The 26,048-nt window shown below is 63.9% G+C and carries 29 protein-coding genes; 12 read left to right on the top strand and 17 right to left on the bottom strand.

The features are described 5' to 3' along the window. Positions 1-45 precede the first annotated feature (45 nt). Entirely contained in the window at positions 46-681 is a 636-nt protein-coding gene (locus tag RA25_RS04110) for a class I SAM-dependent methyltransferase (protein ID WP_039170474.1), read from the bottom strand. An 87-nt stretch (positions 682-768) separates the two neighbouring features. Here RA25_RS04110 and RA25_RS04105 point away from each other — a divergent pair, with 87 nt between their 5' ends. Continuing rightward, a complete protein-coding gene (locus RA25_RS04105) occupies positions 769-1,662 on the top strand; it encodes a LysR family transcriptional regulator (RefSeq protein WP_039170473.1) in 894 nt (297 codons plus the stop codon). Between the two features lie 104 nt (positions 1,663-1,766). Here RA25_RS04105 and pheT read toward each other — a convergent pair whose 3' ends face one another. Further along, positions 1,767-4,163 carry a phenylalanine--tRNA ligase subunit beta gene (gene pheT / locus RA25_RS04100; RefSeq protein WP_039170472.1) on the bottom strand — a complete coding sequence of 799 codons (2,397 nt, stop codon included), beginning with the start codon at positions 4,161-4,163 and terminating at the stop codon, positions 1,767-1,769. An 89-nt stretch (positions 4,164-4,252) separates the two neighbouring features. Further along, a complete protein-coding gene (locus RA25_RS04095; protein ID WP_039170471.1) occupies positions 4,253-5,068 on the bottom strand; it encodes an alpha/beta hydrolase family esterase in 816 nt (271 codons plus the stop codon). Between the two features lie 179 nt (positions 5,069-5,247). Between RA25_RS04095 and RA25_RS04090 the strand changes: the two genes are divergently transcribed. Then, the gene (locus RA25_RS04090) at positions 5,248-6,378 is read left to right on the top strand and encodes a DUF2652 domain-containing protein (RefSeq protein WP_039170470.1); all 1,131 of its coding nucleotides are present in this window, start codon (positions 5,248-5,250) and stop codon (positions 6,376-6,378) included. Positions 6,379-6,963: 585 nt separating this feature from the next. Here the strand turns inward: RA25_RS04090 and pheS are convergent. Both pheS and RA25_RS04080 read right to left on the bottom strand, forming a co-directional pair. Continuing rightward, complete coding sequence (gene pheS, locus RA25_RS04085; protein WP_019298263.1) at positions 6,964-8,037, bottom strand: phenylalanine--tRNA ligase subunit alpha; 1,074 nt, start codon at positions 8,035-8,037, stop codon at positions 6,964-6,966. Positions 8,038-8,161: 124 nt separating this feature from the next. Next, on the bottom strand, positions 8,162-9,055 hold the full coding sequence (locus RA25_RS04080; RefSeq protein ID WP_193748092.1) for a LysR family transcriptional regulator: 894 nt from the start codon (positions 9,053-9,055) through the stop codon (positions 8,162-8,164). Between the two features lie 100 nt (positions 9,056-9,155). Here RA25_RS04080 and RA25_RS04075 point away from each other — a divergent pair, with 100 nt between their 5' ends. Together RA25_RS04075 and RA25_RS04070 are read left to right on the top strand one after the other, a co-directional pair. Beyond that, positions 9,156-9,608 carry a PACE efflux transporter gene (locus RA25_RS04075; protein ID WP_019298265.1) on the top strand — a complete coding sequence of 151 codons (453 nt, stop codon included), beginning with the start codon at positions 9,156-9,158 and terminating at the stop codon, positions 9,606-9,608. Positions 9,609-9,696: 88 nt separating this feature from the next. Then, entirely contained in the window at positions 9,697-10,332 is a 636-nt protein-coding gene (locus RA25_RS04070) for a DUF1326 domain-containing protein (RefSeq protein WP_019298266.1), read from the top strand. Positions 10,333-10,340: 8 nt separating this feature from the next. Here RA25_RS04070 and RA25_RS04065 read toward each other — a convergent pair whose 3' ends face one another. Then, complete coding sequence (locus RA25_RS04065) at positions 10,341-10,604, bottom strand: 50S ribosomal protein L20 (protein WP_039170469.1); 264 nt, start codon at positions 10,602-10,604, stop codon at positions 10,341-10,343. A 179-nt stretch (positions 10,605-10,783) separates the two neighbouring features. On the opposite strand from RA25_RS04065, the gene RA25_RS04060 reads away from it, so the two are divergent. Continuing rightward, positions 10,784-11,137, top strand: a complete 354-nt coding sequence (locus RA25_RS04060; RefSeq protein WP_039170468.1) for a GFA family protein — start codon at positions 10,784-10,786, stop codon at positions 11,135-11,137. A 3-nt stretch (positions 11,138-11,140) separates the two neighbouring features. Here RA25_RS04060 and RA25_RS04055 read toward each other — a convergent pair whose 3' ends face one another. Further along, positions 11,141-12,307, bottom strand: coding sequence for a sterol desaturase family protein (locus tag RA25_RS04055; protein WP_039170542.1), 1,167 nt, complete (start codon positions 12,305-12,307; stop codon positions 11,141-11,143). Positions 12,308-12,405: 98 nt separating this feature from the next. After that, on the bottom strand, positions 12,406-13,173 hold the full coding sequence (locus tag RA25_RS04050) for an AraC family transcriptional regulator (protein WP_039151622.1): 768 nt from the start codon (positions 13,171-13,173) through the stop codon (positions 12,406-12,408). 68 nt (positions 13,174-13,241) lie between these two features. Between RA25_RS04050 and RA25_RS04045 the strand changes: the two genes are divergently transcribed. The 3 genes from RA25_RS04045 to RA25_RS04035 all read left to right on the top strand — a co-directional run bounded on the left by RA25_RS04045 (position 13,242) and on the right by RA25_RS04035 (position 16,930). After that, entirely contained in the window at positions 13,242-13,844 is a 603-nt protein-coding gene (locus tag RA25_RS04045) for a pyridoxamine 5'-phosphate oxidase family protein (RefSeq protein ID WP_039170466.1), read from the top strand. 150 nt (positions 13,845-13,994) lie between these two features. After that, on the top strand, positions 13,995-15,044 hold the full coding sequence (locus tag RA25_RS04040; RefSeq protein WP_241477359.1) for a PAS domain-containing sensor histidine kinase: 1,050 nt from the start codon (positions 13,995-13,997) through the stop codon (positions 15,042-15,044). A gap of 146 nt (positions 15,045-15,190) precedes the next feature. Beyond that, positions 15,191-16,930 carry an adenylate/guanylate cyclase domain-containing protein gene (locus RA25_RS04035; RefSeq protein ID WP_039170464.1) on the top strand — a complete coding sequence of 580 codons (1,740 nt, stop codon included), beginning with the start codon at positions 15,191-15,193 and terminating at the stop codon, positions 16,928-16,930. Between the two features lie 58 nt (positions 16,931-16,988). Here RA25_RS04035 and rplT read toward each other — a convergent pair whose 3' ends face one another. From rplT to pyk, 4 genes are all read right to left on the bottom strand, one after another. Then, positions 16,989-17,354 carry a 50S ribosomal protein L20 gene (rplT, locus tag RA25_RS04030; protein WP_008557989.1) on the bottom strand — a complete coding sequence of 122 codons (366 nt, stop codon included), beginning with the start codon at positions 17,352-17,354 and terminating at the stop codon, positions 16,989-16,991. 15 nt (positions 17,355-17,369) lie between these two features. Further along, on the bottom strand, positions 17,370-17,570 hold the full coding sequence (rpmI, locus tag RA25_RS04025; RefSeq protein ID WP_019298273.1) for a 50S ribosomal protein L35: 201 nt from the start codon (positions 17,568-17,570) through the stop codon (positions 17,370-17,372). Between the two features lie 116 nt (positions 17,571-17,686). After that, complete coding sequence (locus tag RA25_RS04020) at positions 17,687-17,908, bottom strand: hypothetical protein (protein WP_019298274.1); 222 nt, start codon at positions 17,906-17,908, stop codon at positions 17,687-17,689. Between the two features lie 84 nt (positions 17,909-17,992). Continuing rightward, positions 17,993-19,438, bottom strand: coding sequence for a pyruvate kinase (gene pyk, locus RA25_RS04015; RefSeq protein WP_019298275.1), 1,446 nt, complete (start codon positions 19,436-19,438; stop codon positions 17,993-17,995). Positions 19,439-19,558: 120 nt separating this feature from the next. On the opposite strand from pyk, the gene RA25_RS04010 reads away from it, so the two are divergent. From RA25_RS04010 to RA25_RS04000, 3 genes are all read left to right on the top strand, one after another. Beyond that, on the top strand, positions 19,559-20,296 hold the full coding sequence (locus RA25_RS04010; protein WP_039170462.1) for an N-formylglutamate amidohydrolase: 738 nt from the start codon (positions 19,559-19,561) through the stop codon (positions 20,294-20,296). Between the two features lie 171 nt (positions 20,297-20,467). Next, positions 20,468-20,707, top strand: a complete 240-nt coding sequence (locus tag RA25_RS04005; RefSeq protein WP_039170461.1) for a DUF6868 family protein — start codon at positions 20,468-20,470, stop codon at positions 20,705-20,707. An 80-nt stretch (positions 20,708-20,787) separates the two neighbouring features. After that, positions 20,788-21,102, top strand: coding sequence for a DUF1244 domain-containing protein (locus RA25_RS04000; RefSeq protein ID WP_039151566.1), 315 nt, complete (start codon positions 20,788-20,790; stop codon positions 21,100-21,102). A gap of 109 nt (positions 21,103-21,211) precedes the next feature. Here RA25_RS04000 and RA25_RS03995 read toward each other — a convergent pair whose 3' ends face one another. Continuing rightward, positions 21,212-21,700: a winged helix-turn-helix transcriptional regulator gene (locus RA25_RS03995; RefSeq protein WP_237754612.1), complete on the bottom strand. Its 489-nt coding sequence runs from the start codon at positions 21,698-21,700 to the stop codon at positions 21,212-21,214. 73 nt (positions 21,701-21,773) lie between these two features. Between RA25_RS03995 and RA25_RS03990 the strand changes: the two genes are divergently transcribed. After that, entirely contained in the window at positions 21,774-22,601 is an 828-nt protein-coding gene (locus RA25_RS03990; RefSeq protein ID WP_039170460.1) for a dienelactone hydrolase family protein, read from the top strand. A gap of 34 nt (positions 22,602-22,635) precedes the next feature. Here RA25_RS03990 and RA25_RS03985 read toward each other — a convergent pair whose 3' ends face one another. The 4 genes from RA25_RS03985 to dgcA form a co-directional block, all read right to left on the bottom strand. Continuing rightward, entirely contained in the window at positions 22,636-23,472 is an 837-nt protein-coding gene (locus RA25_RS03985) for an alpha/beta hydrolase family esterase (RefSeq protein ID WP_019294969.1), read from the bottom strand. Between the two features lie 170 nt (positions 23,473-23,642). Then, positions 23,643-23,879 (bottom strand): hypothetical protein, encoded by a 237-nt coding sequence (locus tag RA25_RS03980; protein WP_019294968.1) that lies wholly within the window; start codon positions 23,877-23,879, stop codon positions 23,643-23,645. 323 nt (positions 23,880-24,202) lie between these two features. Next, entirely contained in the window at positions 24,203-25,063 is an 861-nt protein-coding gene (locus RA25_RS03975; RefSeq protein WP_039170459.1) for a D-amino-acid transaminase, read from the bottom strand. 10 nt (positions 25,064-25,073) lie between these two features. Then, positions 25,074-26,039 carry an N-acetyl-D-Glu racemase DgcA gene (gene dgcA / locus RA25_RS03970; RefSeq protein WP_039170458.1) on the bottom strand — a complete coding sequence of 322 codons (966 nt, stop codon included), beginning with the start codon at positions 26,037-26,039 and terminating at the stop codon, positions 25,074-25,076. Between the last annotated feature and the right edge of the window lie 9 nt (positions 26,040-26,048).

The raw sequence follows: 26,048 nt of genomic DNA, 5'->3' as shown, positions 1-26,048 counted from the left end.
CGGCCTCCACCCCGTTACCTAGCGCGGAAGCTGCAAAGGCAAACCTCAGCGCCGCCGCGCCACCAGGTAGCGCCCGGGTGTGTCGGCCGGGTAGTTGCCGGTTTCGATGATCTCAAACCCTGCCTTTTGCACCGCGGCCTCCAGCCTGCGGATATCGATGAAGTCCACAAAGCTGGGCGCCTTGCCTGCCAGCCGCATCAGCGGAATGGCGGCCGAAAACAGCCAGTATTTCCAGCTGCCCCGCATTTCGCCCAAGCAGGGAGTCTTTGAGATGAACAGCCCGCCGGGCTTCACCCGTGCCGCGACACCATCCAGGACCTCCTCCAGATCCGGCAGCAGATGCAACAGGTTATGCGCCAGGACGGCATCAAACGGCCCCTCCGGCGCCTGCCCGGCGCTGCAGCATTGAAACTCGACATTGCCGGCACCTGCATCCCAAGCCCGCTCACGGCCAACTTCCAGCATCGCCTCCGACAGATCGGTTGCGGTGATTTTGGAGACACCGCGCGCCAGCTCAATGGCAGTGGAGCCGGTGCCGCAGCCCAGTTCCAGCACGGCATCCTCCGCCTTGAGATAGGACCGTGTCCGCTCCAGCGTGTAGCGGTAAGCATCCATGTCGCGGATCGGCGATTTGGCGTATTTGGGGGCGATCTTGTTCCAAAAGCGGGCGTCGGCGGTCATTGCGGGTCTCCTTGGCTGACCGAACCCTACCTATGCAGGAACCACGGATAAATTGCCGAAATCCGCAAGGCTGATATACGTATTTGCATAATGAGCCCCGACTGGAACCATATCCGCGCCTTTCTCGCCACCGCTGAAACCGGCTCTCTGACCGCAGCGGCACGCAAGCTTGGCCTTACCCAGCCGACGCTGTCGCGCCAAGTTGCCGCGCTGGAGGAAGAGCTGGGCGTGCTGCTGTTCGAACGGCTGGGCCGCTCGCTGGCCCTGACCGAAGCGGGGCGGGAGCTGCTCGCCCACAGCCGCAGGATGGGGGAAGCCGCCGACGGGCTGGCCCTTGCGGCAACCGGCCAGGCGCAGACCATCGAAGGGCTGGTGCGCATCACTGCCAGCGACGGCATCTCGGCCCATATCCTGCCCGGGGTGCTGGACCGGCTGCGCCAGCAGGCTCCGCGGCTGCGGATTGAGATTGTTGCGGCGGACGACATCCGCGACCTGCAACGCCGAGAGGCCGATATCGCGGTCCGCCACGTCCGCCCGGAACAGCCGGAGCTGATCGCCCGCAAAATGCAGGACACCACTGCCCGCTTCTATGCCGCCCGCAGCTATCTGGAACGCCGCGGCACCCCGCGCAGCCGCGCCGACCTCAGCACCCATGATTTCGTGTCCTTCGGCGACATTCCTCAGTTCCTCGGCTACCTGGAGCCGCTCGGCATCCGGCTGAGCGAAGGGAACTTCCCTGTCGGCTCCACCAGCGGCCTGGCGGCCTGGGAACTGGTACGGCAGGGATTCGGCATTGTGCCGATGCTGGACGCCATCGCCCGCAAGAGCCCCGACGTGGAGCCCTTGGACCTGGAAGATTTGCCAACGCTGGAGTTCCCGTTGTGGCTGGCCACCCACCGCGAGCTGCACACAAGCCGCCGCATCCGCCTGGTGTTCGACATTTTGGCCGACTACCTGACCGGGCTGAAGATGCGCTTCTGAACCGCCGCCGCAAAGGAAAAGGGCGACCCCTGAACCGGGAGCCGCCTAAAAGTTTTCCTCAAAACTTTTGCCAAGGCTTTTTCTCAAAAGCCTTGGGCAAGCCGTCACCCGCGCAGGGTACCGCCGGTGGCCTTGGTCACCTTGGCGATGATCTTCTCGCTCACCGCCTCGATGTCTTTTTCCTTCAGCGTCTGATCGCTGGGCTGCAGCCGCACGGTGATGGCCAGCGACTTCTTGCCCTCACCCAGAGAGCCGCCGATGAACTCGTCAAAGACGCGCACATCCTCGATCAGCGCCTTATCGGCACCTGCCGCGGCATTGACCAGGGTCAGCGCTTCGACGCTATCATCGACGACAAAGGCAAAGTCCCGCTCCACGGCCTGCAGATCGCTGATTGCCAGCGCCGGGCGGGTGGCAGAGGATTTGCGCGGCAGCGGAATCTCATCCGGGAAGATGGTGAAGGCCACGGCGGCCCCCTTGATGCCCATCTCCTTCAGCACCTTCGGGTGCAGCTCGCCAAAGACGCCGAGGGTCTTTTTCGGCCCCAGGCAGATGCGGCCATGGCGGCCCGGGTGCCACCAGGCGGCACCTTCGCGCAGGACCTGCACCTTGGCCGGGGCGCCGATGGCCGCCAGAACCGCCTCGATGTCGGCCTTGGCATCATAAAGATCCACTGCGCGCGAGGCGCCATGCACGTCTTTGGGACCAGTACGGCCAACCAGCAGGCCCGCGATCTGGTTGACCTGCTCGCCCGGCTCGCCGCCGGTGAAAGCAGGGCCTGCCTCGAACAGCGCCAGGTCCATGAAGCCGCGCGCCTGGTTGCGGGCCGCAGCCTGCAGCAGGCCTGCCAGCAGGTCCGGGCGCATATGCGACATCTCGGAAGAGATCGGGTTGGCCAGCATGGTGGCATCATCGCCACCGCCGAACAGCGCAGCAGAGGCCTTGTCGATGAAGCTGTAGCTGACAACTTCGTTATAGCCGAGGCTGGCGCAGGTGCGGCGCGCCATCTGCTGGCGGCGCTGCTGCGGGGTCATCACCGGCTTCGGGATTCCGTCGGTCAGCCGCGGCAGCGGCTTGCCCACCAGCTTGGTCAGCGAAGCAATCCGCGCGACTTCTTCCACCAGGTCGGCCTCACCCTGCACGTCCGGGCGCCAGCTGGGCACATGCGCCATGCTGCCCTCCAGCCGGAAGCCCAGGCGGGTCAGGGTCTGGCGCTGGTCGCTTTCCGGAATTTCCATCCCCACCAGCGATTGCACACGATCCGCATCCAGCTTGTACGCGCGGGAATGATCCGGCACGTCGCCCGCGATCACGACCTCGGACGGCTCGCCGCCGCACAGGTCCAGGATCATCTGGGTCGCGCGGTGCAGGCCCTCGATGGTGTATTCCGGATCGACGCCGCGCTCAAAGCGGTAGCGCGCGTCGGAGTTGATCTTGAGCGCCCGGCCCGCCATGGCGATTTGCACGTGATCCCAGAATGCGCTCTCCAGGAACACATCCACGGTTTCCTCGGTGCAGCCGGTCTCCTCGCCGCCCATGATGCCGCCGATGCTCTCGGGGCCGTTAGCGTCGGAAATCACCATCTGGCCCGCGCCAAAGGTGTATTCCTTCTCGTCCAGCGCCTTCAGCGTCTCGCCGCCAGCCGCGCGGTGCACCCGCAGGTCGCCCGCGACCTTTGCGGCATCAAACACATGCAGCGGGCGGTTCTGGTCGAAGGTGAAGAAGTTGGTGATGTCCACCAGCGCCGAGATCGGGCGCAGGCCGATCGCCTTCAGCCGGTCCTGCAGCCACTGCGGGCTGGGGCCGTTCTTCACACCCTTGATCACCCGGCCCGCAAACAGCGGGCAGCCATCCAGCGTGTCTTCGTCGATGGTCACCTTGATCGGGCTGGCAAAGTCGCCCGGGATTGCCTCAAACGCACGGGTCTTGAGTGTGCCCAGACCGCGCGCCGCCAGGTCGCGGGCAATACCATAGACGCCCAGCGCATCGGGGCGGTTCGGGGTGATCGCGATTTCAATAACTGGATCGACCTTGGCCGGATCATTCTCAGCCAGCCAGTCCACGAACTTGTCGCCAACCGCGCCGGAGGGCAGCTCGATGATACCGTCATGTTCTTCCGACAGCTCCAGCTCACGCTCGGAGGCCATCATGCCAAAGCTCTCGATGCCGCGGATCTTGCCGACGCCGATGGTGATGTCGAGGCCGGGGATATACATGCCCGGCTTGCAGACCACCACGGTGATGCCTTCGCGCGCGTTCGGTGCGCCGCAGATGATCTGCAGCTCGCCTTCGTCGGTGTCCACCTTGCAGACCCGCAGCTTGTCGGCATCCGGGTGCTTCTCGGCGTGTTTCACATAGCCGAGGGTAAAATCCTTCAGCGCGTCCGCCGGATTGACGACCTCTTCGACCTCAAGACCCAGATCGGTCAGGGCATCAGTGATCTCTTCCACCGAGGCGTCGGTGTCGAGGTGGTCTTTCAGCCAGGAAAGCGTGAATTTCATCGGTCGGGGACCCCTTGGCAGACATGCGTGTTTGACCTGAGGCAATGGCAAAGAATGCGCCAAGGTTCAAGGGTTCAGCACGCCAGCACTCAAGGATAGCTGGGAGTGAGGTTCAAAAGCTCATCCAATTGCCGCCCGATCCAGCCATGCGGGATGAAATGACCGCCGGGATGGGTGTCCAGCACCACCTGTCCGCCGGCGCAGCCCGCCCAGACCGTGCGGTCCAGCTTGAGGAACTCCACCACCTGCCACTGCCCCAGCGCCCGCGCCGCGCCGCAGCCCAGCCGCGCCCGCCATAGCGCCACCGGATAGGTCCGCTCGCCGCCGGGGCCATAGGGGAAATCCATCACCCTGTCCTTCAGCCCGTGCACATGGCGCACCTCATGCGGGGCCTCAGGGCAGTCCTCGCTTTGCTGGATGGTTCCGGCCACCGCCAGAAGTGCGGCGACATCGTTGCCGCTGTGGCAGACATAACGCCAGGCCATGGCCGAGCCATAGGAATAGCCGGAGACGTAAATGCGATCCGGATCAACCGGGTAGCGTTTGGCGACGTCCGCCAGCACCCGGTCGGCAAAAGCTACGTCATCTGTTTCCGCGGACCAGAAATCCCAGGTCTTATTGCGCCCGTTCGGCGTCACCAGTAAGACACCCCGCCGCTTGGCAGAGACCCCCACCCGCTCGCTTTTCTGCGCATGGCGCCCGGTGCGGGACCAGCCATGGAAGTGCAGCAGCACCGGCAGAGACGAGGTCCCGTCCCAGCCCTCCGGCTCCATCACATGATAGGAGCGGTCACCCAGTTCGCAGGGCGTTGCGCCAAGGCATTCAGCGGGTTTTGACGGCCCCATGGCGGCAGCGGCAGTAGCCCACAGCAGGGCGGCGGAGAGAGAAAGAACTGCTCGGATCATTCGCCCTAGGGTAGCCACAACGCCGCAGCTGTCACGTCACAAGTTTGTGGGGCCTGTGCGGCGGCGCCGATGCCTGGCCGCAAACTGGCAGCCCACCCCTCAAACATTCCCGGCACGCGATGTTTTGAGATTCCCCCATCTTCGCGCATACTGATCCCCTCACTGCCAGGGAGACACCGATGACGGATCAGCATTCCGGGGTTCAAAACGCCTTCTTCGTCATTGCCGACCTGTCGGGCTACACCAAATTCATGGCCGGCACCCCGCTGGAGCATTCCAAGGGCATCCTCGATGCGCTCTTTGGTGCGCTGCTCCCCGCCATCCGCGCACCGCTTCAAATTTCCGGCCTGCAGGGCGATGCGGTCTTTGCCTATGCCTTTGAAAGCGAGGTGATGACCAAGCAGTTCATCCTCGATTTTGCCGAAAGCCTTTACTGCATTTTCGCCCGCGAAAAGGAGAAAATGATCCTCAACACCGGCTGCACCTGCGATGCCTGCAGCAAGATCGGCGATCTGGAGCTGAAACTGGTGGTGCATCACGGCGAATGCATCCTGCAGGACACAAGGGGCAGCAACGAGCTGGCCGGCCCCGACGTGATCACCGCCTTCCGGCTGCTCAAGAACTCGGTCACCGAACGCACCGGCCTCACCGCCTATACGCTTATTTCCTGCGATGCGCTGCGGGCGATGGATCTGGTCGATTTCTTTGAGGAGAGCGAGTTTCACAGCGAGGACATCGAACACATCGGCCCGGTTGAGTATGTGGTGCGCGACATGCGTGTGGCCTGGCAGCGCCGCCGCTCAACCGAGCGCAGCTTTGTCGGCGCCACGGATGACCTGCTGTTTGACGAATGGATCGTTCCGCTGGCCGTCTCGCCTGAGATCGCCTTTACCATCTGCACCCGCCCCGATCTGCGCACCGAATGGCTGGGCGCCGACAAGATGGACCTGCTGAACACCAACAAGGGCAAGATCGAACCCGGCACGATGTATCACTGCTACCACGGCGACGCGCTGTTTCCTTACGAAGTGCTGGACTGGAACCCCGGCGAATATGTCACCGGCCGCTACAACCTGCCGATGGGGCTGATGATGTATGAGACCATCGAGATGGAAGAGGTCGGCGGCGGCACATTGATCAAGCTGCGCTATGCCAAGACGCGTTCCCCCAAGCTCCTGGGCAAGCTGATGGCCGGCATGATCAACCGCAAGCTCCGCGGCTTCATCATTCCTGACAAGGAAAACCGGGTCGCCAAGATCAAGGCGCTGGGAAAACGGTTGGGCGGCGCACCTGCAGCCGCGCCTGCCTAAGATGCCCTGGCCAAGCCGCGCCACCGCCTGACCGCGGGGAGGCGATCCAACGATGGTGTTTGGCAGTTTATTCCGGCCTAATCCGTTCGACGTCTAACCGGTGTGCTTGCGGCCCCAAATCGCCTGCCCGTGCGGGCGGTCTCTCGTGCATTGCAAAGCTATGCACTGCCGACAGGCGATTGCTCGCAATCGCCGAGAGGCAAGCGATGGCGCGGCGGCCTCTCGGCCTTGATTCCGCGCTTAGAGCTGAACCCGATCGCACCGTTACTTGACGCGATCGCACCCGCACCAAGACTTAGCACGCCTAGTCGGAACTCGCATGCTAGGAGCTGCGAAATCAGCAAACATTTACACTTACATGCGCTTGGCCCAAACTTTCTGGTGAGCATGCAGAAACATTGAAGCCATAGGAGCTGCAATGAGAATATAAGCAGCTCCGACCAACGCCGGTGCATGCGCAATCAGCAACCAGCATGGCACAACTGCACAAACCGGGATGGCAAAACCAGCCCACCACGGAATTCTTTCGCAAAACGCAGTACACCAGTCATAGTACCGCGCCAGAAAAATCCCGATTAGATACACCTACCGGCTCAAACCGCCATGCAGCGCCGGCATATCCAGGCTCTGGAAGCCGTAGTGGCGCAGCCAGCGCAGGTCGCTGTCGAAGAAGGCGCGCAGGTCGGGGATGCCGTATTTCAGCATCGCCAGGCGGTCGATGCCGATGCCGAAGGCAAAGCCCTGATAGATCTCCGGGTCGATGCCGCCCGCGGCGATCACCTTGGGGTGCACCATGCCGGAGCCGAGGATCTCCATCCAGTCGTCGCCCTCACCGATCTTCAGCGTGCCGCCTTCCCAGGAGCAACGGATGTCGACCTCTGCCGACGGCTCGGTGAATGGGAAATGCGAGGCGCGGAAGCGCAGCTCGACGTCATCCACCTCAAAGAAGGATTTGACAAACTCCTCCAGCACCCACTTGAGGTTCGCCATCGAGATGTCCTTGTCCAGCGCCAGGCCTTCGACCTGGTGGAACATCGGCGTATGGGTCTGGTCATAGTCGGCACGGTAAACGCCGCCCGGGCAGATGATGCGCAGCGGCGCGCCCATCTTCTCCATCGAGCGGATCTGCACCGGCGAGGTATGGGTGCGCAGCACATGCGGCGGGCGGTCGTCGCCCTCGGCACGGTGCATGTAGAACGTGTCCATCTCGGCGCGCGCCGGATGGTGGCCGGGAATGTTCAGCGCATCGAAGTTGTACCAGTCGGTGTCGATCCGCGGCCCTTCGGCAACCGAGAAGCCCAACTCAGCAAAGATCGCGGTGATCTCTTCCTGCACCTGGCTGATCGGATGCAGGCTGCCATGGCGGGTCGGGCGTGACGGCAGGGTCACGTCCAGCCATTCGGTGCGCAGGCGCTCATCAAGTGCTGCATCTTCCAGGCCGGCCTTCTTGGCTGCCAAGGCCGAGTTGATCTCATCCTTCAGCGCGTTCAGCGCGGGACCGGCCACCTGGCGTTCTTCCGGGGTCATCTTGCCCAGCTCGCGCATCTTCAGCGCCACTTCGCCCTTCTTGCCGACGGCGGCAAGGCGGATCGCCTCCAGCGCCGACTCGTCGGCGGCCTCTGCAATCTGACCCAGGTATTTGGCTTTAAGATCGTCCATCACGGCCCCTCGAATTCTGCTTGTGCCCTGCTACCACAAGGGCGCGCGAAAGCAAGAGGGCGGGGACCGATGCGTCAGCGGTGTGTCACCACGGCGCGCCGCGACGGACCGGAGCCAGAAGCCGTCACCCCCGCCACGCCTCCTGCGGCAGCCTTAACAGGTGCTGCTGCAGCCATTGCCCGGCCTGCCCCAGCACCCGCTGCGACGTCCAGACCACGTCGATGCCGGCCAGCGCATCGCTCTGCTGGAATCCATAGCGCAACCGCACCAGGGCGCCGCTGTCCAGATGCGGCTGCACCGCGGGCAGCGGCAGTTCGGCCCAGCCCAGCCCCTGCCGCAGCAGCTCGATAATCATCCCCGGGCTTTCCGCGCACCAGAGAGAGGCGCTGTAGGCCTCACCGATCAGCCAGCGGGCCTCCTGCGAGCGGCTTTGCAGCACCAGCTGCCGGTGCGCCCGCAGGTCGCGGTGCGCGAGGGGGCCAAGGGCAGCCAGCGGGTGATCCCGCCCGCAAACCGGCACCGCCACCGTGTGGCCAACGCCGCGGAACTGGAACCCCTCCGGGTAGCTCTCCTGCTCCGTCATCAGCCCCAGATCGGCGCGGCCTTCCTTCAGCAATGCGGCCGTATCATTGGGTCCCGCCGACAGAATCTCCACCGCCACATGCGGAAAGGCCTCGGCAAAGCCGCGCAGCGCCTCCAGCAGCGGCGCCTGGTTCAGCCCCTGCTCCACTGCCAGGCACAGGCTGTCCTCCACCCCCTCGGCCATCGACGCAGCTTTGGCGGAGAACTCCCGCTGACCCAAAAGAATGCCGTGCGCATGCGGCAGCATCTCGCGGCCCGCCTTTGTCAGCGCAGGCGACCGTCCGCTGCGGTCGAACAACTGCAGTCCGCAGTCGATTTCAAGGTTGGCAATCGCAGTCGAGACTGCCGACTGCGCCTTACCCATCCTGCGCGCCGCGGCTGAGAAGGAGCCCAGTTCGGCGGCCAGCACAAAGGCCTGCAGGGTTTCCGGAGACATCATGGCCCACCCATCTGATTTTCAGATACATACTGACTGGAAGCATCATGAAATAGGGATAGAACAAAGACAACGCCCAGACTTCAAAAGGAGGCACAGAATGGCAGGCAAAGTTGCAATGCGTACCGCAAGGGACCGGCTGCGCTATACCTTCAGCTTCGAAATCCTGCTGATGGCAATGCTGGTGCCCGTTGGTGCAGCATTCTTTGACAAACCGCTCAGCGACATCGGCCTCCTGGGCGCCTTCCTGTCCGTGAAGGCAATGCTGCTGAACCTCCTCTACAACTGGATCTTCGATCACGCGGATGCCAGAGCAGGCCGGGTCGCCAGCGACCGCTCGCCGCTGGGCCGCCTGCTCCATGCCGCAGGGTTCGAGGCAACGCTGCTGCTGACCTCGCTGCCGGTCTATATCTGGTGGCTGAACCTGGGCCTGCTGCAGGCGCTGGCCGCAGACCTGACGGTGACCTCCTTCGTGGTGGTCTACACCTACGGTTTCACCCTCGCCTATGACCGCCTGTTCCCGGTCGCAGCGGCGGAGAACAGCAGCGCCTGACCTGCCGCCCGGCAGAGCCTGCGGTTTTATGCTATACTTGCGGCGTGCGGCACAGCGCATCCCATTCAGCAGCAACCGGAGGACAGCCATGGCACATGTGGATTGGTATATCGAAGGCCCCAGCTTCGGGAACTGCAACTGCAACTACGGCTGTCCCTGCCAGTTCGAGGATCTGCCCACCCATGGGCATTGCACCGGGTTCGAGGTGATCCGTATCGACAAGGGCCATTTCGGCGGCACCGACCTGACCGGCACCCGCGCAGCGCTGTTCTACGCCTGGCCCGGCCCGGTTTTCGAGGGCAAGGGGGCGCTGCAGGCGATCATCGACGACCGCGCCACCGACGCCCAGCGCGCGGCGCTGGAAACCGTGATGCTGGGCGGCGAAACCGATGAGGAAGCCACCCACTGGTGGGTGTTCCGCGCCATGTGCGACACCGTGCACGAGACGCTGATCAAGCGGATCGACTACGAAGTCGACATTGAAAACCGCACTGCCAAACTGGACATCGAAGGGCTGGTCACCTCAACCGGCCGGCCGATCCAGGCCCCGCATGGCGGCGGCGAGCACCGGGTCCGGATCGACATCCCCGGCGGCATCGAGTTCACCCTGGCCGAGATCGGCAGCGCCAGCACCAAGTCTGACGCGGCGATCAAGCTGGACCTGGATGACAGCTATGGCCAATGGGCCATCATCCGCCACGGTCCGCACGGAATCGCGGCCTGAGGTTCAGATTATGCGTTCAGGCAAGCGGTGAACACCGCGTGCTTTTCCTTGGTAAAGACACCGCCGGGCTGAATGCCTGCGGCTTCCTCCGGTGTCATGAACTTATAAAGATCGCCCTGGATGCCCGCTTTCTTCCAGCAGGTTTCGATCTGAGCCTTGGTAATGCCCGCAGACGCGGCCTGTGGTCTGGCGACGACCATTTCGCTGTTTGTGCTGCTTTGACAGCCAGCCAGCAACACGGCACCCGCGGCGCACATTACCCCAAATTTCATAAGTCTAATCCTGCTCTTTTGTTGCAAACGCAGGCGCAACCTAGACTAAAGTTCAAGCGCGTCAACACAATAGAAGTCTGGCCCTGCTCACCGGGGTGCCCTGGCTGCATCCCTAGCCAGAACAGCAAAAAGCTCCATTCCGCCCGTGCAAGCCGCCTGCCCCCCATAGGAGACACACCATGCAAACCTATTCCGGCAGCTGCCATTGCGGCGCGGTCCGCTTTTCCTTCCGCGCGCCGGAGATCACCAGCGCGATGCAATGCGACTGCTCAATCTGCATCCGCAAAACCGCCTATCTGACCCCGTTCAAGGTGCCAAAGGCGGACATGACGGTCACCGCAGCCGACAACGCGCTGAAAATCTACCGGTTCGGCACCATGGCCGCGCAGCACCATTTCTGCGGCACCTGCGGCATCCACACCTTTGTGGAGCCGCGCCTGTCGCCCGGCAGCTACCGTGTCAACCTGGGGTGCATCGGCGGGGTGGATGCCCTGCATCTGCCATCGGAGATATTTGATGGCAAAAGCCTCTGAACCTCACCCCTTGCTGCCCTCATCCGCCCGCTTCTTCCAGCGCTTTTGGTTGAACGGGTACAGGAATTGCCGCCAGTAGCCGTTTGGCACCGTGTCACCGGCCACCCCGTATTTCGACGGCCATTCCTTCTCCGGCAGGTGGTGGGTGCCAAACAGCCAGTCATAGAGCGGGAAATGCGAGGCATAGTTGATGTCGATCGCCGCCCGCTCGCTGCCATGATGCCAATGGTGATAGCGCGGGGTGACCAGGAACCGCTCCACAAAGCCCAGCTTCCAGCCGATATTGGCGTGAATGAAGCTAGAGTAGAAATAGACGATCAGCAGATAGCCCTGGATCGCCTCCGGCTTGAAGCCGAGCGTAAACATCGGCACTGCAGTCAGCCCGCGCAGCACTGCAATCTCGATAAAATGCATCCGCGCGCCGGCCAGCCAGTCCATCTTCTTGGCCGAGTGGTGGATCGCATGAAAATGCCACAGCGCCGGAAAGGTGTGAAAGGCGCGGTGCACCCAGTACTGCACGAAATCCGTTGCCGCCATGATGATCAGCACCTGCACCGCAAAGGGCAGATTGGTGATATGGGCGCGGATCCCCTCCAGGTCGAACTCGGTGTTCACATAGTTCGCGGGCGCCATGGTCAGGAACGTCAGCACCTGCACCAGCATGGAACTGATCAGATAATAGAACATGTCCTCGCGCCATTCGGTGCGGAACACAGTCTGCTCGCGCCGCGCCGGAAAGACCCGCTCCAGCGGCACGAACAGAAAACCCACCAGCAGCACGTTCACGACAAAATAGTCGAGCCCGAAATACAAGCTCTGCGGAGCCTCGCCCGCGTGCTGCGGCTGCGCCGTGGCCATCAGCGAGGCAACTACAGACAGACCCAGCGCCGCCCAGCCCAGGCTTTTCTGGCGGCTCAGGATCAGGCTCAGCAGTGACAGCGCATAGCCCGCCAGCAGCACAAACCGCAGGAAGGCGGTCACATAGCCGCTGGAATGCACAAATGCGATCTGCGGATAAGAGAACGTCTCAGGGTACCAGCGCAGCAGCACCAGCAGCAGCCCGGTAATGGCCGCCAAGAGCGCCATCGAGCCCGAAAGCCAGCCGCTGCCTAGCGGCCGAACCTCGCGCGGGGATTCCAGTTGCGCGATCACATCCCGGATGAATTTCATGCCTGCCTCATTGCCGCCGTTCCGGCGCAACCTGCCACAGATAGCAGCGGCCTGCGACTACGGAAATCATGACACCGGCCAGCCGTCCTCGCCGGGCGTCACACCAGCCGCCGCATCATCGCCAGCAGCGACTGGCGGCTGGCATAGCCCAGCCTTTGCGCCACCTGGTCCAACCGCGCGCCGCGTGCCTCTGCCCGCAGTGCGATCTGGCAGCGCAGCCGGTCGCGCCAGCCACCGAAACTCAGCCCCGTCTGCTGCTGGAACCGGCGGGTGAAGCTGCGGCGGCTCATCCCTGCCAGCGCCGCCCAATGGTCCAGCGTGTGCGGCGCGCCCGGTGCGCCGATCAGCGCATCGCAGACCCGCTGCAGCCGCGCGTCCGCAGGGTACGGCAGCGCCAGCGGGGATTTCGGCGCCGCCGCCAGTTCTATCAGGATCAGCTGGCTCAGATGGTGTGCCCGCGGCGGCAGCGGCCAGGGATTGTTCATGGCGCACAGCGCCGCAATCAGCCCCGCCAGCAGCGGCTCCACGGTCACCGCCCGGCACTCCGCCATCATCTCCGCCCCTGGTGCCGCCGGATCGATATAGAGCGACTGCAGCTGCACTTCGCCCGCCATGCGGATCTCATGCAGCACCCCTGCAGGCACGATCAGCCCCGACCCCGCAGGCACCGCCCAAGTGGTGCCGCCGGCCTCTGCCATCATCAGCCCGGCCACCGCATAGACCAGCTGGTGGCGCGGATGATCATGCCAGGCAGAGACATAGCCGTCCGCATAGGTGCGCGCATAGGATGCCACCCCATGCGGCAGCATCTGCACCGCATCGGAGGAGGACGGTCCCCGCCGCCGGATATCCGCATTCTGGCCCATTTGCGCAAAAACTGGCCCCATCGCCGCGAAAGGGCAAGCTAAAACGCAACCAAAAGGAGGCCGGCCCCATGCAGACCATCACCAGCACCAATGAGCTTGAAGAGATCTACGGCGCCCCGGTGCCGCAATCGCTGACCAAGGTCACCACCCGCCTGACGCCGCTCTACCGCGACTGGATCGGCGCCTCGAGGTTCCTGGTGCTGTCCACCGTTGGCCCCGAGGGCACAGACGCCACCCCGCGCGGCGATGACGGCCCTGTGGTGCATATGGCGGACGAGCGCACCCTCTGGCTGCCCGACTGGCGCGGCAACAACCGCATCGACAGCTTGCGCAATATCGTCCGCGACAGCCGCGTCAGCCTGATGTTCATGGTGCCTGGCTGCAACAACGTGGTTCGGGTGAACGGCACCGCCGTGCTGACCGCGGACGAGGCCATCCGCTCCCATTTTGCCCGCAAATCCCTGCGGCCCGCGACTGTGGCGGTAATCACGCTTCAAGAGCTCTATTTCCAATGCGCCAAGGCGCTGATGCGCTCCCGCCTGTGGGACCTGGAGGCGAACCGCCCCGCGGTGCCCACCGCTGGCCAGTTCCTGAAAGAGCAGGAGGAGAGCTTTGAGGCAGAGGCATATGACGCAGGATATGCGGAATACGCCAAGTCCCGCATGTGGTGATGGCGTTTCCGCGGCTGCCCGTCTGGTCCGGCGAGGCAAACGCATGCCGCAGCAGACAGTTTTTCCCGCAAGTGCGGCACCTTAGCGCTTGCCAGCAGGCAGGCAACCTGTGCAAGTTGCAGACCTGCCGTCCCAAAGAGATGTACTGCCGTGCCCACACAAATGGACCGCACCAGCCAGACCTGGAAGGTCACGCCAGACCTGTTGGGCATCATCGACGCCTCCGGCATCTTCACAGACACAAACCCGGCCTGGTTCACCACGCTGGGCCTGCTGCCGGAAGAGATCGAAAGCCGCCAGTTCTTCGACTTCCTGCACCCCGACGACATGTCCCGGACCGAGGCCGCCTTTGAGCGCGTCAAGCAGGGCAAGCCGGTGCTGCAGTTCGAAAACCGCTACCGGCACAAGGACGGCAGCTATCGCTGGCTGTCCTGGAACGCGGTTCCGGAAGGCGAACGCTTTTACTGCAGTGCCCGGGATGTAACCAAAGCCAAGGAAAACGCCGCCAATCTGGCCTCCCGCGAGCAGGAAGCCCATTTCCGCGAGCAGTTCATCGCTGTGCTGGGCCATGACCTGCGCAACCCGCTGTCGGCGATCGGCGCCACGCTGCGGCTGTTGGAGAATGAACCGCAATCAGCCAAGGCGCTGGAGATCCTGGCGCTCGGGCGCCAGTCCGTCACCCGGATGTCGGCGCTGATCAACGACATTCTGGACTTTGCCCGGTCGCGCCTTGGAGAAGGCATTGAAATCACGCGGTCGGACAGCGCGGAGCTGCGGCCGGTCCTGGCGCAAACGGTTGAGGAAATCCGGCTGGCAAATCCGGGCACCCCGATCACCGAGAACTACAGTTTCACCGACCCGCTGAACTGCGACACGGACCGCATCGCCCAACTGGTCTCCAACCTTCTGTCCAATGCAGTGACTCACGGCGCCCAAGGCAAACCGGTCATCGTGACGGCCCGCGAGGACGGCAGCGATTTCACTCTGTCCGTCGCCAACCAGGGGGAACCGATCCCTGAGGCAACCATGGCCCTGCTGTTCGAACCCTTCACCCGCGCCGAAACCCGCGAGTCGCAGAACGGCCTGGGCCTCGGCCTCTACATCGCCCAGCAAATCGCCAAGGCGCATGGCGGCCTGATCGTGGCAGCGTCGGATCGCCAGCAGACCATCTTTACCCTGCGGATGCCGCGCCAAGGCTGAGCACGGCAGGGGTCAGCAAATATTCGGCGCTGTTTTCTGCTTTCGGTTCCTTGCACCCGATAGCAGCAGCTTTCTGCACCTCAGCACTGGGAACTGGTTTTTTACCACCGCTCCCGCTACCCTGACCCAAAGGGGAGGGCCAGTGGATGGAGCGCCGCCTGGCTGCAATTCTAGCAGCAGATGTCGTGGGTTATTCCAAACTCGTTCAGGCGGACGAGGCGGCAACGCTCAAACGGATGAAAGTCATCTGGAGCGAAATCTTCATCCCTCTTGTGACCGGAAACAGGGGCCGCATCTTCAAGACCATGGGCGATGGCGCCCTTGCTGAATTCGCCAGCGCCGTGGATGCGGTGGAATGTGCGGTTGCGCTGCAAAACGCTCTGCGCGCAAGAAATTCTGAAAACGCAGATCTGGACCCGATTGATTTCAGGATAGGCATCAACCTGGGCGACATCGTTGTCGAGGGCGACGATGTGCTGGGTGAAGGCGTCAACGTCGCCGCCCGGCTGGAAGCCGCCGCGCCCCGCGGCGGCGTTCTGACCTCCGACCACGTGCACAGCCAGGTCCGCGGCAAAGTGGGCGCCACCTTCATCGACGCCGGCCAGATCAGCCTCAAAAACATCGACGGCCCCTTCCGGGTCTGGCGCTGGGACGGCGGCGCCGCCTCACCGAAATCCGCGAGCCGGACACGAGAGAAGCCCTCCATCGCAGTGCTGCCCTTCACCAACATGTCCGCCGACCCGGAGCAAGAGTTTCTTGCCGACGGGCTGAGCGAGGACATCATCACCGGGCTGTCGAAAATCCGCTGGTTCCTGGTGATCGCCCGCAATTCCACCTTCACCTACAAAGGCCAGGCCGTCGACATCAAACGCGTCGCCGCCGAACTTGGCGTTCGCTACGTGCTCGAGGGCAGCGTGCGGCGGGCCGGCAGCCGCGTCCGCGTCACCGCGCAGCTGATTGATGCGCCGACCGGACTGCATGTCTGGGCGGAACATTACGACCGTGAGCTGCAGGATATTTTCGATCTGCAGGACGAGATCACCCGGACCATCGTCGGCCGGGTGGAGCCGGAAATGGCCGCTGCCGAACGCGAGAAGGCAATCAGCCGCAGAACAGAAAGCCTGGATGCCTGGGCCTGCTACCAGCGCGGCCTCTGGCACATGTGGGACTACAGCCGCGAGGACCACCAGAAGTCTCTGGACCTTCTCCGGCGGGCAACAGAGCTTGATCCGGAGTTTTCCACCGCGCACGCGTATCTGTGCTACGCCTACTATGAGGGCGTGGTAATGGGCTGGCCGGACGACCCGGAGCACCATCTGGAACTGGGCATGGCGTCCGCACGCCGCGCCTTGCAGATCGACGACACCGACCCGGTGGGTTATTTCGCCATCGGCCGGATCCACATGATGCAGGGCAGCCACGACTTGTCGATTGCAGCGCTGCAGCGGGCGATCCAGCTCAACCCCAGCTTCAGCCAGGCGCACCACGGGCTGGGCATGGTGCTGACCCTGGCCGGCCGCCTGGACGAAGCGCGCGCCTGCGAAGAACGTGTCGAGCCGTTGAGTCCGCGCGATCCGATCCTCTGGGCGACGACAATTACCCATGCGCTGGCGGATGTGCTGGCCGGAGATACAGAGGCCGCCCTGGCCTGGGTGGACAAGACAATGCAGCTGCCCCGGGCAACCGGCTATTGGCCGCATGCGGTCAAGGCAGCCGCCCTGGTGCAGGCCGGGCGCCTGGACGAGGCCAGGGTCTCAGTACAGACCGCGATTGGCGAACTGCCGAAACTATCCCTCAGCTACCTGGCCCGCAGCCTGCCCGTCAAACATCCCGGCGGCCTGGATCCCTATCTGAACGCGCTCCGTACGGCAGGGTTGCCGGAATAGCGGCAACAAAAAAGGCCGCCCCGATGGGCGGCCTTCTCTGAATTCGAACTCTGGAACCTTAGGCTGCCAGCGCGTCCTGTGCCTGACGGACGATCGCACCGAAGGCTTCGGGCTCGTGCACGGCCAGGTCGGCCAGAACCTTGCGGTCCACTTCGATGCCGGCCAGGGTCAGGCCGTTGATGAAGCGGGAGTACGTCAGCGCTTCGTCGTGCGAACGCACAGCAGCGTTGATACGCTGGATCCACAGCGCGCGGAAGTTGCGCTTGCGGTTCTTACGGTCGCGGGTTGCGTACTGGTTGGCCTTGTCGACGGCCTGACGGGCAACCTTGAAGGTGTTCTTGCGGCGGCCGTAGTAACCTTTGGCTGCCTTGATGACCTTCTTGTGACGGGCGTGAGTTGTGGTACCACCTTTAACGCGGGACATATCTCAGATCTCCTCTTAGCGGTCGTAGGGCATGAAGCCCTTGACGATCTTTGCGTCCGGTGCGGACAGGGTGGTGGTGCCGCGGGCGTCACGGATGAACTTGGTGGTGCGCTTGATCATGCCGTGGCGCTTGCCGGCCTGACCCGCTTTCACCTTGCCGGTGGCGGTAATCTTGAAGCGCTTCTTGGCGCTCGACTTTGTCTTCATCTTGGGCATTTCCGTCTCCTTCAATGCAGGTTCGCTAGACGCGCGACTCGGCATGCCTCGACGGCCGGCCGCGCGGAACAGAGCTGCCCTTTAAGCAATGCTGGCAGGATGGGCAAGCGGATTCTCTAAAGAAGGCGCCCGACGACCCTGAAAAACACGTCCGGGATCTCATCAATCGCATATCCGCCAGGTTTCTGCACCACGGCATAGGCGATCAGCGAGATGGCGATCAATATGGTGAGAATTGACGCCCGCGGCGGGCGGCGTTCACTCAGGGAGGACATGACCGATGGCACCGTGAATGCCGCAATCACCAGCCCCAGGATCAACGCCAGATCCGTATCCATGAACCATCTCCCCCATGACCTCAGCAACCTGAGAGATGGTAGGGGCAGCCGGAAGCATTTCAATCGCCGCCGGCCGCCTTGGGGTCATTCCGGATCGGTGCTGTAGATCAGCCGCTCGTCGCAGGGGGCGATGCGCAGGATGTTGGTGGTGCCTGGCACGTTGAAGGGCACGCCGGCAGTCACCACGATCTGGTCGCCCTCGGAGGCGTAGCCGCCCGACCGCGCCGCCCGCGCGGCGCTGACCACCGCGCCCTTGAACCGGTCTAGCTCCGGCGTCATCACGCATTTGCAGCCCCAGCTGAGGCACAGCCGCCGCGCGGTGGCGCTGACCGGGGTCATTGCGATGATCGGCACACCTGGGCGCTCCCGCGCGGTCAGCAGCGCGGTGGTGCCGGACTGGGTGAAACAGCAGATCGCCTTGATCTCGGTCTTCTCCGCAATCTCCCGTGCTGCGGCGACGATTCCGTCAGCCACCGTGGTGCCCTTGGCTGAGCGCGAAGACGCGATGATCTGGGTATATGTCGGGTCAGCCTCGACCTCGACCGCCACCTTGTCCATGGTCTGCACCGCCTGCACCGGATACTGGCCCGCCGCGCTCTCGGCGCTCAGCATCACCGCATCGGCGCCCTCATAGATGGCGGTGGCAACGTCGGAGACCTCGGCCCGGGTCGGCATCGGGCTTTCGATCATGCTTTCCAGCATCTGGGTCGCCACGATCACCGGCTTGGCCGCGGCCCGGCACTTGCGCACCAGACGTTTCTGGATCGGCGGCACCGCCGCCACCGGCAGCTCGACGCCCAGGTCGCCGCGCGCCACCATGATGCCATCAGAGGCATCCAGAATGGCCTCGAAATCCTCCACCGCCTGCGGCTTTTCAATCTTCGACAGCACCGCCGCACGGCCATCGGCCAGCGCGCGCGCCTCATAGACATCCTTGGCCCGCTGCACAAAGGACAGCGCCAGCCAGTCCACCCCCAGGGAGCAGACAAATTCCAGGTCCGCACGGTCCTTCTCGGACAAGGCCGCCAGCGGCAGCACCACGTCGGGCACATTTACGCCCTTGCGGTTCGAAATCGTGCCGCCGGTCTCCACCGTGCAATCGGCAAAGTCCGGGCCGCAGTCATCCACCACCAGGCGGATCTTGCCATCGTTCACCAGCAAGTGCGCACCCGGCTCCAGCGCCTGGAAAATCTCCGGATGCGGCAGGCACACGCGCGACACGCCGCCCTCCGCCTCATCCAGGTCGAGGCGGAACTTCGCCCCCTCCTCCAGGTCTTCGGCACCATTGGCAAACACACCCACCCGCAGCTTCGGCCCCTGCAAGTCAGCGAGAATCGCAATCGGGCTGTCCAGGTCCTGCTCCACCTGGCGGATGATCTTGTGCTTCTCGGCGATCTCCGGGTGGCTGCCGTGCGACATGTTCAGGCGGAACACATCTGCGCCCGCCTCATGCAGCGCACGGATGGTCTCGTAGGTCTCCGAGGCCGGCCCCAAAGTGGCGACAATCTTCACATTGCGCGATCGTTTCATTGGGGTCCTCTCCTTCGGATCTCGCCTTCATGTTACCGCAAACAGCTCGGGGTGCTTATCCCCCAATTCCCATTTCCGCGCAACTCCCGTAAAGAGAATGCGGCAAAACATATCAGGCTCATGACATACACACCGTTTTTTGTTCACGGCGCAGACCGTCCCGCCCGCTGGCTGATCACCTGCGACCACGCAACCAACCATGTGCCGGATTTTGCCGGCGGCGGCGACCTCGGCCTCCCGCGCGAGGACATGGAGCGCCACATCGCCTATGACGTCGGCGCCTATGAGGTGTCCAAGCTCTTGGGCGAGATGCTGGACGCGCCGGTGGTGGCCTCGAATTTCTCCCGCCTGGTGATCGACCCCAACCGCGGCGAGGACGACCCGACCCTCTTGATGAAGCTCTATGACGGCACCATCATCCCGGCCAACCGCCACGCGGGCGAGGCAGAACTGAAGGAGCGGCTGGAAAGCTGCTACCGCCCCTACCACCGGGCGCTGGCCCGGCTGGCAGAGCGGCCGCGCACGGTGATCGTCTCGGTCCACAGCTTCACCCGCCAGCTGCGCGGGCGTGCGCCGCGGCCCTGGGAAATCGGCATCCTGTTCCCCGAGGGCGAGCGGTTCTCGCCCTTCGTCATTGAGGAGCTGAACCGCGAGGACGGCCTGTGTGTGGGCGTCAATGAGCCCTACACCGGCTATCTGCCCGGCGACGCGATCGAAACCCATGCCACCAAGCCGGGCCGCCCCAACACGCTGGTCGAGCTGAGGAACGATCTGATTGCAGAGCACGAGGGCCAGCACGAATGGGCCGAGCGCCTCGCCCGTATCCTGCCCAAGGCACTGGACGCCTCCGAGCTCTGACCTGCCGGGCACCGGAATTCGGCGCGAATTCCGGCTCGGAAAACACGTGTTTTCCGGGCCGTTTTCCGCGCCGGAAAACGGCGCTGACATTGCAGAACGGGCCGCGCGCACCCATATTTGTAACGGAAACGCGGGATTTTCGGGGAAAGATTTTCGGGGAAAGGAGCAGTCATGACCCAGGAAACCCTCTCTGCCTTTTTCGGATGGCTGACCGTTTTGCATATCGGACTGTTCACCCTCTCTGCCGTGCTTCTGATGCTGATGCGGGACTGGGTGGCTGGGCTGCACGCCCGCATGTTCGGGCTGGCGCCCGCGGATGTCAGCCTGACGGTCTACCGCTGGCTCGGCACCTATAAGATCGTGATCTTTGCCACCGCGCTGGGGCCCTGGCTGGCGCTGCAGCTGATCTGACCAGCCGCCCGCCCCCATTGCCCGCCCCTGTCCCGGCTGCTAGGCCTGCGGGGACGCAAGACAACTCCGGAGCCACCGCCATGGACAAGCAAACCGAGACCGAAATCCAGGCCGCCGCCTTCCGCCGCCTGCAAAAGCACCTGATGGAAGACCGCACCGATGTGCAGAACATCGACCTGATGAACATGGCCGGCTTCTGCCGCAACTGCCTGGCCCGCTGGTACCAGGAAGCCGCCAACGAGCGCGGCATCGAGATGGGCAAGACCGAAGCGCGTGAAATCTACTATGGCATGACCATGGATGAGTGGAAGGCCAACTACCAGACCGAGGCCAGCGCCGAGAAACAGGCGGCCTTCGAGGTGGCGTTCAAGGAAAACGTGACCGACAAGCAGTAAGCAGCTGCTCCGCTAAACCGGGACAGAGGGGCGCTGCCCCTCTTGGCCGTGCGGCCAATTCACCCCGGAGTATTTGCCCAAAGGTGAAAGAACCGGGTCGGCCGCAGCCTCAGCCTCTCAGCCGCAGGGCCGCGCGCGCTGGATCAACCGGCGCACCATCCGCATCCATCAGCCCCACCCGCAGCGGCGCACCGCTCTCCCGGTCCACCACCCCGACCGGTGCCGCGCCGCCGGTGACATGCGCCTCCCCCCATTGCGCCAGCGCCAGAAAGGTCAGCGCCAATCCGCGCCCGGCTTCGGTCAGCACATAGGCCTGGCGCACCCGGTCGCCCGCCTCCTGATAGGGCTGCTTCTCCAGCACCCCGCGCGCCACCAGGCTGTTCAGCCGGTCCGTCAGCGTCGAGCGCGGCGCCTTCAGGTCTTCGCGCATGTCGTCATAGCGGCAAACGCCATAGAAAGCCTCCCGCAGGATCAAGAGCGTCCAGCGGTCGCCGAGGATTTCGGCGGCCAGCGCCATCGGGCACTGCTCCTTGGGCACCAGGGCGCGGCGGCGGACCGCAGGCAGGGTTTCACGGGAATCAGAAGCTGGGTTTGACATGCGGACCCAGATAGGGGATTTCTACCTGAGTTCAAAATTTAGACTCAGATTCGTATTCGAAAGGACAGCCCCGATGACCCAGCAGCGCCCGATGGACCGCGACGATACGCTCGAAGACTTCGAGCCGCGCCGAATCACCCTCAACGATGCGGAGAAAGCCGTGCATGTGTCCGGCAACGGCCCGGCGGTTATCGTGATGGCGGAAATGCCCGGGATCAGCCCGCATGTGGCCCGGTTTGCCCGCTGGGTGCGGGATGCAGGCTTTACCGTCTACATGCCCTCGCTGTTCGGCAAGGACGGCGCCGTGGCCACCGCAGAGGACGGCGCAGAGGTGTTCCGCCGCGCCTGCGTCAGCGCCGAATTCCGCGCCTTTGCGGGCAATGGCGCCAGCCCGGTCACCCAGTGGCTGCGGGCGCTGGCACGGCTGGCGCATGAGGAATGCGGCGGTCCCGGCACCGGTGCCATCGGCATGTGCTTCACCGGCAACTTTGCGCTGTCGATGATGCTGGAGCCCACCATGCTTGCTCCGGTTCTGGCGCAGCCCTCTCTGCCGCTGGACAACCCGGCGGGTGTCGAAAGCCCGCCAGAGGAACTGGCCGCCGTGCGTGAGCGGCTGGAGCGCGAGGACCTCACGGTGCTGGCCTACCGGTTTCAGGGTGACGCCTTCTGCCAGGCGCAGCGCTTTGCCGCCTATGCGGAGGCCTTAGGCGACCGCTTTGACGCCCGCACCCTGCCCGACAGCGCCGCCGCTGCCGAAGTGCCGCCGTTCTTTGCCAAACACGTCCCCACCCCGCACAGCGTGGTCACCGCGCATTTGGTGGATGAGGCAGGCAGCCCGACCCTGACCGCACGGGATGAGATCCTGGCATTCTTCAGGCAACGGCTAACAGCAGGCAGCTGATCTAACGGGCGGCGGCGCTGCCTCGCCCGCCGCCTCAGCGCTCCAGGCTTTCAAACCAGTCCAGCGCCATAGTGCTCCATCCCTTGGGCAGGCCATGGCCGCCCTTGTGCAGGATCAGCTCAAGCCCGCCGGCTTCACAGTCCCAGCGCTTGCGCCAGATGCCATCTTCGATCTGATGGTCAGCAGCATTTCTGCGGCAGCTGTTTTCGCGCCGCCACAGCTGCAGACCTTCCCAGATGTCAGCCTGTATGATCTCGGCCACCGAGCCCTGAATTACCCGGCCTTCCAGCGGCACCACCTTGTCGGTAAACCCGTGAATGTGCAGCAGCTTCACCGGCCCCTTGCAGTCCCGTACCATTGGCAGCCAGAAGCCGCCGGAAACCGGAACATAGGCGGCTGCGAACTCCGGCATCTGGCAGGCCGCATCCCAGACCATAGAGCCGCCGCGGGAAAAACCGCTCAGCAGCAGCTGGTCCGGCTCTACCCCGGCACGCTCCGTGGCATCCGCCAGTACATCGCGCAGGAATACCAGGTCACGGCGCGGATAGGTGTTCCAGCCGTCACGCACCGACCAGTCGGCGGGTTTGCCCTCTGCCCAAGGCAGCCCGCTGGGGGCAATCACCGCATAGCCGCGACGGCTGAAAGCCCCCACCAGCCCGGTATTGGCAATCACCTTGGCACCGCTGCTGCCGTAGCCATGCAGGAACATCACTGCCGGCCCGCCCTGCCAGCCCTCCGGCAAAGCCAAGTGGTAGTCACCGCCATCTATCGGGCATGGCGTCTCCCCGCCGCACGGCGCGGCCTCTTCCGCTGCTCCTGTTGGCGCGGCCAGCAGCCCCGCTATCAGCAGCATCCATATCCGGCTCAGCATCTGCGCCCCTCCCCCATACGGTACAGAACCGAGGCTAGCACAATCCGCAGGCGCTGCAGCTGACAGGAACAAGAAAAAGGCCGCCCGTTCTGGGCGGCCGCTGCAAAATGTCTTACTTAAATTCCCTGGACCACCGGTCCGCAGCAGGGCGCGCACCCCCGATGGCGCGCCTAGCCGCGGAAGCGGCCCAGAAGCCGGGAGGCCAGTGCACCAGAGGCCGGACGTTCCCGCGCCAGGAGCTTGCCAGCCAGCCACCCCCGGCTGGCAGGCGCCTCGGCATAGTCGGGATGCTCCACCACTTCCGCGGTCAGCACCTGACGGACAGCGGCCAGAATTTCCGCGTCGCTCGGCTCTGCGGCCTGGCTGTTCACGGCTTCCCCGATCTCTGGCTGATAACACTGTTGCATCTGGCACCTCCACGGTCTGCGGCTCTGGCTGGCGGCCCCCCTGGCCGGCTCCTATCACCTGAAATCAGGTTACCGCATTCCTGACGCGACGGGGCCATTTTGTGTAAAATTAGTTAAAATCCTGAGCCGAAGCAGGGGTTTTCCGGGACAGTCGCTCGGCCAGCCGCCTATTGTTGCCAGAGGCTGGAAAATACGCAGTCTCACTGCTTTCAAGGCCTCGCTTTCCGGACCAGCCATACGGCCCGGAACAGCCGAATTGATTCTCTTTTGAACAAAAAGACCGCCCCGAAGGGCGGCCTTTTGATCCGGTCGGGCAATCAGCCTCAGACGGCTTTCTTGCGGCTTTCTTCCAGGTAGATCTCGCGCAGGCGCTTGGCGATGGGACCCGGGGTGCCGTCACCCAGGGTCACGCCGTCGATCTCAACCACCGGCATCACAAAGGCGCTGGCGGAGGTGGTGAAGGCCTCATCGGCTTCCTTGGCTTCCTCGATGGTGAACAGGCGCTCCTCGATCTCCATCTGCGCTTCCGCCGCCAGGCGCAGCACCGCGGCGCGGGTGATGCCATGCAGGATGTCATTGGACAGCGGCCGGGTCACGATCTTGCCGTTCTTGACGTAATAGGCGTTGTTGGAGGTTCCCTCGGTCACATAGCCGTCCTCGATCAGCCAGGCATCATCGCAGCCGGCCTTCTTGGCCATCATTTTGCCCATCGAGGGATACAGCAGCTGCACGGTCTTGATGTCGCGGCGGCCCCAGCGGATGTCCTCGATCGAGATGATCTTGGCGCCCTTTTGCGCCGCCGGGCTGTCAGCCAGACCCGGCTTGTTCTGGGTGAACAGCACGAGGCTCGGCGGAGTGTCTTCGGACGGGAACACAAAGTCGCGGTCGCCATCAGAGCCGCGGGAAACCTGCAGATAGACCAGCCCTTCTTCGATGCCGTTCAGCTCCACCAGCTTGCGGTGGATCTCCAAGAGCTCCTCCTTGGAGCAGGGCGACGCCATGTCCAGCTCTTTCAGCGAGCGGTCCAGGCGCACGGCGTGGCCTTCAAAGTCGATCAGCTTGCCGTCGAGGACCGAAGTCACCTCATAAACCGCATCGGCAAACAGGAAGCCGCGGTCAAAGATCGATACCTTGGCTTCACCCTCGGGCAGGTATTCGCCATTCACATAAACGGTACGGGTCATCTTGGTCTCCTCAACCCCAAAGTGCCGGTTTCGGCGGGTGCACGCCCTCGGCATCAAACAACAATGGTTCCTCGCGGTCTTCGGCCAGAAGCAGCGGACCGTCAAGATCCGTAACCGCCGCACCCTGCGCCACAAGCGTCGCAGGCGCCATCGCCAGCGAAGATCCGACCATGCAGCCGACCATCACCTGATAGCCCTCGGCCAAGGCCTGCTCGCGCAGTTTCAGCGCCTCGGTCAGGCCGCCGGTCTTGTCCAGCTTGATATTGACCACGTCATATTTGCCCTTGAGCTTGGGCAGGCTCTCGCGGTCATGGCAGCTTTCGTCGGCGCAGACCGGCACCGGGCGCTCCATTCCGATCAGCGCCTCGTCCTCACCCGCGGGCAAGGGCTGCTCTACCAGTTCCACGCCGAGGCGCACCAAATGCGGCGCCAGTTCGGCATAGACTTCTGCCGACCAGCCCTCGTTGGCGTCAATGATGATCTTGGCGTCCGGCGCACCGGCGCGCACCGCTTCCAGGCGGGGCATGTCGTCGGGGGTGCCGAGCTTGATCTTCAACAGCGGCCGGTGGGCGTTCTCCGCCGCCTGCGCTTGCATCTTGTCGGGCGTATCCAGCGAAAGGGTGTAAGCGGTGATCTCTGCCTTGGGCTCCGGCAGGCCTGCCAGCTCCCAAACCCGCTTGCCGGCCTGTTTCGCCTCCAGATCCCACAGCGCGCAGTCAACCGCGTTGCGGGCGGCACCGGCGGGCAGCAGCGATTGCAGTTCTTCGCGGGTAAAATCGGCAGGCAGCCCTTCGATCTCAGCAGTCACGCTCTCCAGCGTCTCGTTATAGCGGGCATAGGGTACGCATTCGCCCCAGCCGGTGACGCCGTGCTTCTCCACCCGCACGGTCAGCACCTTGGCCTCGGTGCGCGAGCCGCGAGAGATGGTGAAGACCTGCGCCAGTTTGAAGACGTCCGGGGTGACGGTGATGTTCATGAAACTGCC

The sequence above is a fragment of the Leisingera sp. ANG-S5 genome, assembly GCF_000813925.1.
Taxonomy (GTDB): domain Bacteria; phylum Pseudomonadota; class Alphaproteobacteria; order Rhodobacterales; family Rhodobacteraceae; genus Leisingera.
Note: the sequence above shows the minus strand (reverse complement) of the source record. Positions and strands in the feature narration are given on the sequence as shown.

Bases quoted from the DNA above. Each gene is read 5' to 3' on its own strand.
- RA25_RS04110 (WP_039170474.1), bottom strand. From the start codon at position 681: ATGACCGCCGACGCCCGCTTTTGGAACAAGATCGCCCCCAAATACGCC.
- pheT (WP_039170472.1), bottom strand. From the start codon at position 4,163: ATGAAATTCACGCTTTCCTGGCTGAAAGACCACCTCGACACCGACGCC.
- RA25_RS04095 (WP_039170471.1), bottom strand. From the start codon at position 5,068: ATGATCCGAGCAGTTCTTTCTCTCTCCGCCGCCCTGCTGTGGGCTACT.
- RA25_RS04090 (WP_039170470.1), top strand. From the start codon at position 5,248: ATGACGGATCAGCATTCCGGGGTTCAAAACGCCTTCTTCGTCATTGCC.
- pheS (WP_019298263.1), bottom strand. From the start codon at position 8,037: ATGGACGATCTTAAAGCCAAATACCTGGGTCAGATTGCAGAGGCCGCC.
- RA25_RS04080 (WP_193748092.1), bottom strand. From the start codon at position 9,055: ATGTCTCCGGAAACCCTGCAGGCCTTTGTGCTGGCCGCCGAACTGGGC.
- RA25_RS04075 (WP_019298265.1), top strand. From the start codon at position 9,156: ATGGCAGGCAAAGTTGCAATGCGTACCGCAAGGGACCGGCTGCGCTAT.
- RA25_RS04070 (WP_019298266.1), top strand. From the start codon at position 9,697: ATGGCACATGTGGATTGGTATATCGAAGGCCCCAGCTTCGGGAACTGC.
- RA25_RS04065 (WP_039170469.1), bottom strand. From the start codon at position 10,604: ATGAAATTTGGGGTAATGTGCGCCGCGGGTGCCGTGTTGCTGGCTGGC.
- RA25_RS04060 (WP_039170468.1), top strand. From the start codon at position 10,784: ATGCAAACCTATTCCGGCAGCTGCCATTGCGGCGCGGTCCGCTTTTCC.
- RA25_RS04055 (WP_039170542.1), bottom strand. From the start codon at position 12,307: ATGAAATTCATCCGGGATGTGATCGCGCAACTGGAATCCCCGCGCGAG.
- RA25_RS04050 (WP_039151622.1), bottom strand. From the start codon at position 13,173: ATGGGCCAGAATGCGGATATCCGGCGGCGGGGACCGTCCTCCTCCGAT.
- RA25_RS04045 (WP_039170466.1), top strand. From the start codon at position 13,242: ATGCAGACCATCACCAGCACCAATGAGCTTGAAGAGATCTACGGCGCC.
- RA25_RS04035 (WP_039170464.1), top strand. From the start codon at position 15,191: ATGGAGCGCCGCCTGGCTGCAATTCTAGCAGCAGATGTCGTGGGTTAT.
- rplT (WP_008557989.1), bottom strand. From the start codon at position 17,354: ATGTCCCGCGTTAAAGGTGGTACCACAACTCACGCCCGTCACAAGAAG.
- rpmI (WP_019298273.1), bottom strand. From the start codon at position 17,570: ATGCCCAAGATGAAGACAAAGTCGAGCGCCAAGAAGCGCTTCAAGATT.
- RA25_RS04020 (WP_019298274.1), bottom strand. From the start codon at position 17,908: ATGGATACGGATCTGGCGTTGATCCTGGGGCTGGTGATTGCGGCATTC.
- pyk (WP_019298275.1), bottom strand. From the start codon at position 19,438: ATGAAACGATCGCGCAATGTGAAGATTGTCGCCACTTTGGGGCCGGCC.
- RA25_RS04010 (WP_039170462.1), top strand. From the start codon at position 19,559: ATGACATACACACCGTTTTTTGTTCACGGCGCAGACCGTCCCGCCCGC.
- RA25_RS04005 (WP_039170461.1), top strand. From the start codon at position 20,468: ATGACCCAGGAAACCCTCTCTGCCTTTTTCGGATGGCTGACCGTTTTG.
- RA25_RS04000 (WP_039151566.1), top strand. From the start codon at position 20,788: ATGGACAAGCAAACCGAGACCGAAATCCAGGCCGCCGCCTTCCGCCGC.
- RA25_RS03995 (WP_237754612.1), bottom strand. From the start codon at position 21,700: ATGTCAAACCCAGCTTCTGATTCCCGTGAAACCCTGCCTGCGGTCCGC.
- RA25_RS03990 (WP_039170460.1), top strand. From the start codon at position 21,774: ATGACCCAGCAGCGCCCGATGGACCGCGACGATACGCTCGAAGACTTC.
- RA25_RS03985 (WP_019294969.1), bottom strand. From the start codon at position 23,472: ATGCTGAGCCGGATATGGATGCTGCTGATAGCGGGGCTGCTGGCCGCG.
- RA25_RS03980 (WP_019294968.1), bottom strand. From the start codon at position 23,879: ATGCAACAGTGTTATCAGCCAGAGATCGGGGAAGCCGTGAACAGCCAG.
- RA25_RS03975 (WP_039170459.1), bottom strand. From the start codon at position 25,063: ATGACCCGTACCGTTTATGTGAATGGCGAATACCTGCCCGAGGGTGAA.
- dgcA (WP_039170458.1), bottom strand. From the start codon at position 26,039: ATGAACATCACCGTCACCCCGGACGTCTTCAAACTGGCGCAGGTCTTC.